Source organism: Bacteroides sp. AF39-16AC, from assembly GCF_003602735.1.
Taxonomy (GTDB): Bacteria; Bacteroidota; Bacteroidia; order Bacteroidales; family Bacteroidaceae; genus Bacteroides; species Bacteroides uniformis.
Genome location: NZ_QTLN01000006.1, coordinates 101877 through 114382, shown reverse-complemented (window position 1 = coordinate 114382; position 12506 = coordinate 101877). Strand labels below are relative to the sequence as shown.

8 protein-coding genes are annotated in these 12506 nt (G+C 45.6%); 5 read left to right on the top strand and 3 right to left on the bottom strand.

Annotated features, from left to right (window positions below; all coding sequences use genetic code 11):
- Positions 1–101: 101 nt before the first annotated feature.
- Both argS and DW039_RS07645 read right to left on the bottom strand, forming a co-directional pair.
- On the bottom strand, positions 102–1919 hold the full coding sequence (gene argS / locus DW039_RS07650) for an arginine--tRNA ligase (RefSeq protein ID WP_117749461.1): 1818 nt from the start codon (positions 1917–1919) through the stop codon (positions 102–104).
- Between the two features lie 155 nt (positions 1920–2074).
- Positions 2075–2341, bottom strand: a complete 267-nt coding sequence (locus DW039_RS07645) for an HU family DNA-binding protein (protein WP_005830643.1) — start codon at positions 2339–2341, stop codon at positions 2075–2077.
- Between the two features lie 246 nt (positions 2342–2587).
- Between DW039_RS07645 and DW039_RS07640 the strand changes: the two genes are divergently transcribed.
- The 5 genes from DW039_RS07640 (at position 2588) to secDF (ending at position 10535) form a co-directional block, all read left to right on the top strand.
- The gene (locus DW039_RS07640; RefSeq protein WP_005830648.1) at positions 2588–3271 is read left to right on the top strand and encodes a rhomboid family intramembrane serine protease; all 684 of its coding nucleotides are present in this window, start codon (positions 2588–2590) and stop codon (positions 3269–3271) included.
- The gene (locus DW039_RS07635) at positions 3252–4142 is read left to right on the top strand and encodes a rhomboid family intramembrane serine protease (RefSeq protein WP_005834433.1); all 891 of its coding nucleotides are present in this window, start codon (positions 3252–3254) and stop codon (positions 4140–4142) included. Before DW039_RS07640 ends, DW039_RS07635 begins: the two co-directional genes overlap by 20 nt.
- Positions 4143–4234: 92 nt before the next feature.
- Entirely contained in the window at positions 4235–5335 is a 1101-nt protein-coding gene (locus tag DW039_RS07630) for an endonuclease/exonuclease/phosphatase family protein (RefSeq protein ID WP_005834432.1), read from the top strand.
- A gap of 35 nt (positions 5336–5370) precedes the next feature.
- Positions 5371–7455 (top strand): M3 family metallopeptidase, encoded by a 2085-nt coding sequence (locus tag DW039_RS07625; RefSeq protein WP_005834430.1) that lies wholly within the window; start codon positions 5371–5373, stop codon positions 7453–7455.
- An 83-nt stretch (positions 7456–7538) separates the two neighbouring features.
- Positions 7539–10535, top strand: a complete 2997-nt coding sequence (gene secDF / locus DW039_RS07620; RefSeq protein WP_057088677.1) for a protein translocase subunit SecDF — start codon at positions 7539–7541, stop codon at positions 10533–10535.
- A 576-nt stretch (positions 10536–11111) separates the two neighbouring features.
- Here secDF and DW039_RS07615 read toward each other — a convergent pair.
- On the bottom strand, positions 11112–12479 hold the full coding sequence (locus DW039_RS07615) for a sulfatase (RefSeq protein ID WP_238615503.1): 1368 nt from the start codon (positions 12477–12479) through the stop codon (positions 11112–11114).
- Positions 12480–12506 lie beyond the last annotated feature (27 nt).

Here is a 12506-nt window from a genome sequence, read left to right as displayed (position 1 = left end):
TGTTGCAAAGCCAACAATAGAACATAAAACAGAAAAACGGAGCATAGCCGAGAATCAATCCGGCTACGCTCCGCTTTCATTTATAAGAAACTTGCGTAAAGTTACATTCTGTCAGGTACCTCAATTCCCAGTAAGCCCATACCTAAGCGTACCACCTTGGCTACATTTTCGGACAATGCAAGGCGGAATATCTTCACTGCTTCGTTCTCCTCACGCAAAATGCTGAAGTCATGGTAGAACTGGTTATATTCCTTCACAAGGTCATACGTATAGTTTGCAATGATGGACGGACTGTAATCCTCACCTGCCTGCTTCACAATAGCGGCAAAGTCGGCAACCATCTGTATCAGTCCCTCTTCCTTCTCACTCAGTTCAATGCCGGCAGGTAACTGGGCAGGGATTTCGATACCGGCCTCTTTTGCCTTGCGGAGAACAGACTGGATACGTGCATAAGTATATTGGATGAACGGTCCCGTATTACCATTAAAGTCGATGGACTCTTTTGGATTGAATGTCATGTTCTTGCGGGCATCCACTTTCAGGATGAAGTACTTTAAGGCACCCAGACCAACGATACGGGCGATATTGTCTGCCTCTTCCTTTGTCAGACCATCCAGCTTACCCAGTTCATTGCTGGTTTCCTTGGCTGTATCAATCATCTCCGCCATCAAGTCGTCAGCATCAACTACTGTACCTTCGCGGCTCTTCATCTTGCCCTCGGGAAGTTCCACCATACCGTAAGAGAAGTGCACCAACCCTTTACCCCATTCGAAGCCCAGTTTGTCGAGCAGGATGGACAATACCTGGAAATGGTAATTCTGTTCGTTGCCTACCACATAAATCATCTTGTCGATGGGATAATCTGCAAAGCGGAGTTTGGCAGTACCTATATCCTGCGTCATGTAGACGGATGTACCGTCCGCACGCAACAGCAGCTTGTGGTCCAACCCCTCACCCGTGAGGTCTGCCCATACAGAGCCATCTTCTTTCCGGTAGAAGAAGCCTTTCTCCAGGCCCTCCATTACCTTCTCCTTACCTTCGAGGTACGTGTTTGATTCGTAATATATCTTATCAAAAGTTACACCCATCATACGGTAAGTCTCGTCAAAACCTGCATACACCCAGTCGTTCATCTTCTTCCAGAGCGCACGTACTTCCGGGTCATTGGCCTCCCACTTTACCAGCATTTCACGAGCCTCCTTCATCAAAGGAGATTCAGCTTCCGCCTTGGCTTTGGCTTCTTCCTCATTCATGCCTTCGCTTTGGAACTTGGCCATCAGTTCTTTCACTTCCGCTTTATAATGCTTGTCGAAGGAAACATAGTAATCGCCAATCAAGTGGTCTCCCTTCTTGCCGGATGATTCGGGAGTTTCACCATTCCCGTACTTCTGCCATGCCAACATGGACTTGCAGATATGAATTCCACGGTCATTGACAATATTTGTCTTTACTACCTTATTACCGTTGGCAGCCACTATATTAGCCAGCGCATTTCCCAAAAGATTATTGCGTACATGGCCCAAATGAAGCGGTTTGTTGGTGTTGGGAGAAGAATACTCAATCATCACCAATGGAGAGTTGTCAGTAGCAGCCACGATACCGTACTGCTTGTCCGCATGAATGCCATTCAACAATTCTATCCACGCAGAGGAGGCAATGGTCAGGTTCAGGAAGCCCTTGATGACATTAAATGCTGCAACCGAAGGCTCGTTTGCCTGCAAGTATTCACCAATTTCCTGGGCCGTCTGCTCCGGTCCTTTCTTGGACATACGGAGGAAAGGGAATACAACCAGCGTGAGGTGTCCCTCAAATTCTTTCTTGGTTTTCTGCAACTGCACTTGTGCGGCAGGAACATCCTGTCCGTAAAGCGCTTTCAGTCCGCCGATGACGGACGATACCAGTTTCTGTTCTATATTCATGATTCAAATGTATTTTCCTGCGTGCAAAGATAGCGTAAACCGAAATCAGTACAAAACAAGCAGGCTTGTTTTTATGGCCTCACAAGATATTCAACATACAAAGAGGGGACGCTCTTTGTAAAACGTCCCCTCTTTGTATGTTGAGTATACTGTTCTTATTCAGCTGTCAATTCCGTACCTGGTTTGAATTTAACAACTTTCTTTGCAGCAATCTCGATAGGCTTTTTAGTAGAGGGGTTGATACCCATACGCGCTCCTCTTTCCACCACACTGAAAGTTCCAAAACCAACCAATGATACTTTATCACCGGCCTTCATTGCCTTAGTGACTGACGCGATAAATGCATCCAATGCTTTCTTTGAATCAGTCTTTGACAAACCAGACTCCGCTGCCATAGCGCTAATAAGTTCCGCCTTATTCATAATGCTTAAAATTAATTAATATGTTACACAAAAGATATTTTTACTTTTCATCACAAACCTCCACAAAAATAGAGCAATATTTCTGAATATCAAATAAAAACATTAAAAAAATATTGGAAAACAACGAAAAAGAAGGAATAGAATCTGCTTTTTCTGTTATAGAACAGAATTTATTCGTATTTTTGCCGGAGAAAGCAAAAACAGACAACTGTTTTTGAACTGTAAAATGAATTGAAACAACAGATTATGAATACTATACCTACTGTAACCAAAAACCTTTTAATCATTAATGTGCTGATGTTTTTGGGCACCATTGTCGCCCAAAGCTACGGCATCGACCTCGCCCAATATCTGGGATTGCATTTTTTCCTTGCCGAAGATTTCAATGCAGCACAATTGATAACATATATGTTCATGCACGCCGGATTCGCGCACATATTTTTCAACATGTTTGCTGTATGGATGTTCGGACGTATTTTAGAGCAGGTATGGGGGCCAAAACGATTTCTGTTCTACTATCTGGTGTGCGGTATAGGAGCCGGAATTATCCAGGAGGTGGTACAGTATATTCATTATGAGACAGTACTTTCCGCCTATGACAGCGTAAATACTGGCATGGCCATCATCCCGATGGAGGAATATCTCAATATGATGACTACCGTGGGAGCTTCGGGAGCAGTATACGCCATTCTGCTGGCATTCGGCATGTTGTTCCCCAACCAGCAAATGTTCATCTTCCCGTTACCGGTTCCCATCAAGGCCAAATATTTTGTTATCGGATATGCCTTGATTGAACTTTATGCCGGATTTGCAAACAGTGCAGGAGACAATGTGGCTCACTTCGCACATCTGGGTGGTATGGTATTCGGCTTTATCCTAATTATGTACTGGAGAAAAAAGAACAGAGGAAATGGCTACTATTATAACTGATTTGAAAGAAACCTTCCGTAGGGGGAACATTTATATCCAACTGATTTACATCAATGTAGCGGTATTCATACTTACTACGCTAACCGAAGTCATGTTCCAGTTGTTCAACCGGAGCATAGCAGGCGTATTCGAATGGCTGGAACTGCCGGCATCAGTCCTACGCTTCATCCTGCAACCATGGTCACTACTGACATATATGTTCATGCATGCAGGATTCATGCACATTCTTTTCAATATGCTGTGGCTTTACTGGTTCGGTGCACTGTTCCTGAGTTTCTTCTCTGCAAAGCATCTCCGGGGTGTATACATTCTGGGAGGAATTTGCGGCGGTCTGCTCTATATGGCCGCCTATAACATTTTCCCGTATTTCCGTCCCATGACAGACTATTCTTTCATGCTGGGCGCTTCTGCCTCTGTACTTGCCATTGTAGCCGCCACCGCCTATCGCGAGCCCAACTATCCGATACGGCTACTGCTGTTCGGAACCATCCGGCTGAAATACCTGGCACTCATCGTTATAGGCACCGATTTACTGTTCATCACCTCCAGCAATGCCGGTGGACACATCGCACATTTAGGAGGTGCGCTGGCAGGGGTATGGTTTGCCGCCAGCCTCAGCAAAGGTAGTGACCTGACCTCATGGATAAACAAATGTCTGGATACCTTAGTTTCCATCGTCAGCTTCAAACCCAGAAAGCCGAAAATGAAAGTACACTACGGTACTGGCAAACAAAAAGATTATGATTACAACGCACGGAAAAAAGCCCAATCCGACGAGATAGACCGCATTCTCGACAAATTAAAGAAATCGGGATACGAAAGCCTTACTACAGAGGAAAAGAAAAGCTTGTTCGACGCGAGTAAACGTTAAACCAATGGAAAATGGAAAACGGAAAATGAAAAATGAGAATATAACCGCCACTCTTATTTTCAGTTTTCACCTTTCAATTTTCAACTATTATAATGAAGCATCTCGGTAATTTTGTCGCTCTCCTGATTTTAGCGGTCAATGCCTTATTTACGGGCCTATTACTGTTCACCGCCTATAGTCCGCACATCCAGCCGGTCACACATCCGGTGCAATCGTGCCTGGGGCTGACATTTCCCGTGTTCCTGATGATAAATGCCGGCTTCCTCATTTTTTGGCTGGTCATCCAGCGCTATAGGTCGGCTTTGCTGCCCCTAATAGGGATGTTGCTCTGCTATTCGCAGATACGCACCTATCTGCCCATCAACTTCCATACAGACCACTTACCGGAAACAAGTATCAAACTGCTCTCCTACAACATTATGGGATTTGACGGTGCCGCCAAACAAGATGGCAAAAACCCGATATTGACCTATTTGAAGGAAAGTGGCGCCGATATCCTCTGTCTGCAGGAATATTCCACAGTACAATCCTCAAAGCATCTTTCGCAAAAAGACGTAGAGCGGGAACTCAAGGCATATCCATACCACCGCATCAACACAGTGGGTAGCGGAAAGGGACATACCAACAAGATAGCATGTTACTCTAAATTTCCGATTCTCTCGTCACGCATATTGGATTATCCCAGCGAATACAACGGTTCGGTACTCTATGAAATCAAGATTGGGGAAGACACGGTTACCCTCATCAACAATCATCTGGAGTCCAACAAGCTGACCAAAGCCGATAAAGTCGTGTACGAAGACATGCTGAAATCTCCCGAAAAGGAAAAAGTGAAAAGCGGCGCACGCCTGCTCATACGCAAGCTGGCAGAAGCATCGGCCATCCGTGCCCCGCAAGCTGACACTATTGCACATGAAATAGCCGCTTCACCGCATCCTTACATTATTGTATGCGGCGATTTCAACGATACCCCCATCTCCTATACCCACCGCACCATCGCCCAGGATTTGGACGACGCATTCACCCAATCAGGACGGGGGCTGGGCATCTCCTACAACCAAAACAGATTCTATTTCCGGATAGACAACATACTGACAAGCAAGAACCTGAGAGCCTACAATTGTACAGTAGACCGCTCCATCAAAGAGTCAGACCACTATCCGATATGGTGCTATATCACTAAGAGATATTGAAAATTAATACTTAACCATTTAATACTTAGAAAACAATGTTCAAGAAATGTATTCTAATTTTAGCAGTAAGTTGTATGATGTACTCCTGTGCCACCCAGACGGAAAGCAATCCGTTCCTTACCGAGTTTCAAACACCCAATGGCGTGCCTCCATTCGATAAAATCAAGTTGGAGCACTATGAACCCGCATTCCAGAAAGGCATGGAAGAGCAAAATGCCAACATCCAAGCCATCATTGACAATACGGAAGCCCCTACTTTCGAAAATGTCATTGTTGCCCTTGACAACAGCTCTCCCACCCTGGACCGTGTAGGTGGTGTATTTTTCAACCTGACGGAGGCCGAAACTACCGATGAACTGACAGCCCTTTCCATGAAACTGGCTCCAACATTGGCCGAACATGAAGACAACATTTCCCTCAACCAAGAGCTTTTCAAGAAAGTGGATGCTGTCTACAGCCAGAAAGATGCTCTCGGCCTGACCCGCGAACAACAAAGGCTGCTGGAAAAGACCCATAAGAAATTTATCCGTTCCGGTGCCAATCTTCCGGCCGACAAACAAGCCCGTCTGCGTGAGATCAACAAGCAGCTTTCCACACTCGGAATCACGTTCAGCAACAACATCCTGAACGAAAACAACGACTTCAAGCTTTATGTAGGAAAAGAGGAAGACCTCGCCGGACTTCCCCAATGGTTCCGCGAAAGCGCCATGGCTGAAGCCCGTGCCACCGGACAGGAAGGCAAATGGCTGTTTACCCTCCATAATGCAAGCCGCCTGCCTTTCCTTCAATACTCTGCTAACCGGCCGCTACGCGAACAGATGTACAAGGCCTACATCAACCGCGGCAATAACAATGACAAGAACGACAACAAGAAAATCATTACCGACATCGTACGCCTGAGACTTGAAAAGGCGCAACTGCTGGGTTTCGACTGTTACTCCAACTTTGTATTGGACAATACAATGGCAAAGAATTCCACCGCCGTGATGGACTTCCTCAACAACTTGTGGAGTTATGCACTCCCCAAAGCAAAAGCCGAAGCAGCCGAACTGCAAAAGCTGATGGACAAGGAAGGCAAAGGAGAGAAACTGGAAGCATGGGATTGGTGGTACTACACCGAAAAACTCCGTAAAGAGAAATATAACCTCGAAGAAGAAGAGATTAAGCCCTACTTCAAACTGGAAAACGTACGTGAAGGCGCCTTTGCCGTTGCCAATAAGCTCTATGGCATCACGCTGACAAAGCTCGAAGGTATCCCCGTCTATCATCCCGATGTAGAAGTGTTTGAAGTGAAAGCCGCAGACGGCTCACAAGTAGGAATCTTCTATGTAGATTACTTTCCCCGTCCCGGCAAAAGCGGTGGTGCCTGGATGAGCAATTACCGCGAACAACAAGGCAGCATACGTCCATTGGTATGCAACGTATGCAGCTTCACCAAGCCCGTAGGCGACACTCCTTCCCTGCTGACCATCGACGAAGTGGAAACTTTGTTCCATGAATTCGGCCATGCCCTGCACGGATTATTGACCCAATGCCAGTATAAAGGTACTTCAGGCACCAATGTCGTACGCGACTTCGTGGAACTCCCCTCTCAAATCAACGAGCATTGGGCTACCGAACCCGAAGTGTTGAAAATGTATGCCAAGCATTACAAGACCGGCGAAGTCATTCCCGACAGCCTGATTGAAAAGATACTGAACCAGAAAACATTCAACCAGGGTTTCATGACTACCGAATTGCTGGCCGCCGCCATCCTCGACATGAACCTGCATAACCTGACTGATACCGAAGGTCTTGATGTCGTTGCATACGAAAAAGAAGCGATGGACCAACTGGGGCTGATTCCGGAAATAGCTCCCCGCTACCGTACCACATACTTCAACCACATCATCGGCGGTTATGCTGCAGGCTACTACAGCTATCTCTGGGCCAATGTTCTGGACAACGATGCCTTCGAAGCTTTCAAGGAACACGGTATCTTCGACAAGCAGACAGCCGACCTCTTCCGCCAGAATGTTCTGGAAAAAGGAGACAGCGAAGACCCGATGACTCTCTATAAAAACTTCAGAGGAACTGAGCCTCAATTAGACCCGATGTTAAAAAATCGCGGTATGAAGTAAGATTTGTGAAAAAAAAGCTATATTTGCAGCCTTGTATGCAACAGAATTTAATTAAAAAGTAATCATAATAAACTAAAAGTAACATGCAAAACAAAGGATTTGTAAGGGTTTTTGCGATATTGCTCACACTGGTGTGTGTGTTCTATCTCTCCTTCTCTTTTGTAACTCGCCATTACACAAGTAAGGCCAAAGAGTTTGCAAAAGGCGATGTGAAAGTAGAGCAGGACTACCTCGATTCTCTGGCTAATGAGAAAGTGTATTTCGGCAATTGGACGCTGAAACAATGTCGTGAGATGGAAATCAGTTTAGGTTTGGACTTGAAGGGTGGTATGAACGTCATCCTTGAAGTTTCCGTACCCGATGTCATCAAAGTATTGGCTGACAACAAGACTGACGAAGCATTCAACCAAGCATTGGCCACTGCCGCCAAGCAAGCTACCACAAGCCAGGATGACGTGATCACCCTATTCGTCAGAGAGTATCACAAGCTTGCTCCGGGTGCTCCGCTGTCACAGCTGTTCGCAACCCAACAATTAAAAGACAAGGTAACTCAGAAATCTACCGACGCGGAAGTTGAGAAAGTATTGCGCGAAGAAGTAAAGGCAGCTGTTGACAACTCCTACAATGTACTTCGTACCCGTATCGACCGTTTCGGTGTAGTTCAGCCCAATATCCAGAGTCTGGAAGACAAAATGGGCCGTATCATGGTAGAACTTCCGGGTATCAAAGAGCCTGAACGTGTAAGAAAATTATTACAAGGTTCTGCCAATCTGGAATTCTGGGAAACATACACAGCAAAAGACGTTACTCCCTATCTGCAAGCTGCCGACACCAAGTTGCGTGCCATCGTTGCAAGCGAAACTCCGGCAGAAGAGGCAGACAGCGCAGCTACCGAAGCTCCTGCCGTAGCCCAAGCTACCAGCACAGCCGACAGTCTTGCCGCTGCTTTAAAGGGTGAAAACAAGACACAAACCGCTGACCTTGCACAAATAAAGAAAGAACACCCGCTGTTCGCAATCTTGCAAGTCAACCCCAGCGGACAAGGTCCTGTTGTAGCCTATGCCAACTACAAGGATACAGCTGAAATCAACAGATACCTTTCCATGCCGGAAGTTCAAGCCGAAATGCCGAAAGACTTGCGTCTGAAATGGGGAGTATCTCCTTATGAATATGATCCGAAAGCTCAGACTTTCGAACTTTATGCCATCCGTTCCACAGAACGTAACGGCAAGGCGCCTCTGGAAGGTGATGTAGTGGTTAGCGCCAAAGACGAATACGACCATTACGGTAAACCTGCCGTAAGTATGTCTATGAACACTGACGGTGCACGCCGTTGGGCTCAGCTCACCAAGCAGAATATCGGCAAGAGCATCGCTATCGTGCTGGACGGTTACGTTTACTCCGCACCGAACGTAAACAATGAAATCACTGGTGGTAACTCACAGATTACCGGTCACTTTACTCCGGAACAAGCAAAAGACTTGGCAAACGTATTGAGATCAGGTAAGATGCCGGCTCCCGCACATATCGTACAAGAAGACATCGTTGGTCCTTCACTGGGACAAGCTTCCATCAATGCCGGTATCATGTCATTCATCGTAGCATTGATTCTGCTGATGGTTTACATGTGCTCCATGTACGGATTCATTCCGGGTATGGTGGCCAACGGCGCTCTGGTGCTGAACTTGTTCTTCACGTTGGGTATCCTTTCTTCTTTCCAGGCAGCATTGACGATGTCCGGTATTGCCGGTATGGTGTTGGCGCTGGGTATGGCTGTGGATGCCAACGTATTGATTTACGAGCGTACCAAAGAAGAACTCCGTGCAGGCAAGGGTGTGAAGAAAGCATTGGCTGACGGTTACTCCAACGCCTTCTCTGCTATCTTCGACTCCAACTTGACGTCTATCATCACCGGTATCATCCTGTTCAACTTCGGTACAGGTCCTATCCGCGGTTTTGCCACTACACTGATTATCGGTATCTTGATTTCGTTCTTTACTGCCGTGTTCATGACACGTCTGTTCTATGATTATTTCATGGGCAAAGACAAATTGCTGAACCTGACATTCTCTTCCAAGATTTCCAAGAACCTGATGGCGAACGTACACTTCGACTTCATGGGCAGAAACAAGCTGTGGTTGACCATCACCGGAGCTGCCGTAGTTGTATGTATCGCTTTCCTCGCTACCCGTGGACTGAGCCAGAGCATCGACTTCACCGGTGGACGTAACTTCAAGGTACAGTTTGAGAACAAAGTGGAACCGGAACAGATTCGTGAACTTATCTCCAGCAAGTTCGGCGATGCCAATGTCAGCGTTATCGCTATCGGTACAGACGGCAAGACTGTACGTATCAGCACGAACTACCGCATTGAAGAAGAAGGTAACAACATCGACTCTGAAATCGAAGCATATCTGTATGAGACTCTGAAGCCGGTATTGACTCAGAACATCACTTTGGAAACCTTCATCGACCGCGAAAACCATACGGGCGGAAGTATCATCAGTTCCCAGAAGGTAGGTCCGAGTATCGCAGACGACATCAAGGTTTCAGCCATCTGGTCTGTTGTACTTGCATTGATTGCCATCGGTATCTATATCCTGATCCGTTTCCGCAATATTGCATACAGTATCGGTTCAGTAGCCGCATTGGCTTGTGATACCATCATCATCCTGGGTGCCTACTCCATCTGTTGGGGCTGGATGCCGTTCTCTCTAGAAATCGACCAGACCTTTATCGGTGCCATCCTGACAGCTATCGGTTACTCTATCAATGACAAGGTGGTAATCTTCGACCGTGTACGTGAATTCTTCGGTCTCTATCCGAAGCGTGACAAGTTCCAGTTGTTCAATGACTCATTGAATACAACTTTGGCACGCACCATCAATACTTCACTGAGTACCTTGATTGTATTGCTGTGTATCTTCATCCTCGGTGGTGACTCTATCCGCAGCTTCGCATTCGCCATGATTCTGGGTGTTGTATTCGGTACAATGTCTTCTCTGTTCGTTGCATCTCCTATCGCTTACATACTGATAAAAGGCAAAAAGAGCAGTGAACTTAATGAAGTTTCAGAATAAAAGGATTTTACTATAATAATATCCCTAATTAAGGGGCTATTCGAAAATAGATAGCCCCTTAATTAGGGATATTCAGTAAATGTCATAAAAAAGTAAGATGGCATATGCAGATGATTTGCTCCTACCATCTCATATGCCATTTTATTGTATTTTCTCTCTCTGAGCTAAAATCTTATCCGTTTGGAAGAAGCCTAACAACTTCCTCTATAGGATTTCTGTTTTCCTGTTCCGTACTTTAATTTTCGATAGTGAGTAATACTGTTTTTGTGTACCGAAACGGCCTTCGAGCCTGGTGGCTTTGAAAATCCTATAAACAGAAGTTACTTAACACCTATTCAATACAAGCGATGATATTCAATTCTAAAACTTGAAGCATAATTGTAAACTTCAGCATGGCCAAGCGAAGGGTTACATTTGCCAAGTTGAGATTGATAGGGCCCGGTACCTTTCACTGAAAAGATCTCTTAATCAAGCTTCATATCAGAATGAGAAACACGAGACCTAAACAATGCCAGCTAGGCATAAAACTGATTGGTCATTTCGACTCCTCCTTGTGATTAAGCCATCAGACAAACGTTACTTATGAACATTTTTAAGTGTTTTCCCAGGGACATCATGCAGTTTCGGGCGACTTGGACGTACGTTATAGATGCTCATCCATTTCTCAAGAATATCGCGTAATTCTTGCAGTTTCTGGCCATATGAGTTTTCCATTATCAGGTTTCTCATTTCCCCTCTGTCATTTTGCATATCAAACAGCTGTTCGCGATATCTTCCTTTATCGTAAAGCACATATTTATAACGTTCGCTACGTACTACCCAGCCCCTCGTCTTGCTACCGTCAAACCGTGTTTCGGTGATGATATATTCTTGATGTAAAGCTTGCGGATTTCCTTCCTCTGCAATTTTCCGGAAAGACTTTCCTGCTGCTCCCTTCGGCATTTTGGCACCTGCCCAGTCACACACGGAGGCAAAGAAATCTACACCGTTACTAATAAGCTGGGGTAACACTTTGCCTGCATTCTTCTTGCCTGGCAGCGTTACAATAAGAGGGATATTGATAATCTCCTCATATAAAGCAGACTTCTGGTTCCAACGATGGGCACCTATACCATCGCCGTGATCGCTGGAAAAGATTACCACTGTATTTTCCCAAAGATTATTCCGATCGATGGCATCAATAATCTTTCCTATTTCTCTATCTACTTTTTCTACCAAGCGATAATAAGTATATCGGTACATACGCCAGTCTTCGGGGGTAAAACCAGCGGTTGGATATACATTGTAGTTATTGATTCTTTCACTTTCAATGACGTCAGCATCATACGGGTTTTTGGCAAAATTGGCAGGCAATCCCGGACAATCCCGTATATCAGGTATATCAATATTTCCATAAGGGAAGTTCTGACGACGTGCATATTCGCAGATATTATGTGGGTTGTCATAGGAAGCCACCAAAAAAAACGGCTTTTTATGTTTGCGCGAGAGATATTCGGCACAAGCTTCTGCCAGCCCATCATCACTATGTTTATATATATTGTCGAAGCCATATTCTTTGTCTGGAACTTCGAGTAAAGGAAGATGCCATTTACCGCCATAGGCACAATCATAACCGGCATTCTTTATTAAAGTGCCCAGTGTTTGTGCCTTAAGAGAGTCGGGCATCGGTGATCCGTTGACAGACAGCCCTACTGCATCCGGATAGTACCCTGTAAACATAGCTCCACGTGAGGGGCCACTGAGTGGAGCTGTACAATAAGCGTTATTAAATAGTATACCGGCCGCTGCCAAACGGTCAAGGTTGGGAGTGTGCAGATCCGGATTTCCGGCACAGCTCATGGCGCTGGCCGTTTGCTGATCGGTGAAGATGTAGATGATGTTAGGACGTTCGATGGCAGAAGCCATAGAAGAGCATAACAACGAAAAACAAGCCAAATACTTCATTGAATTTTCTTTTACCATATTATTTCA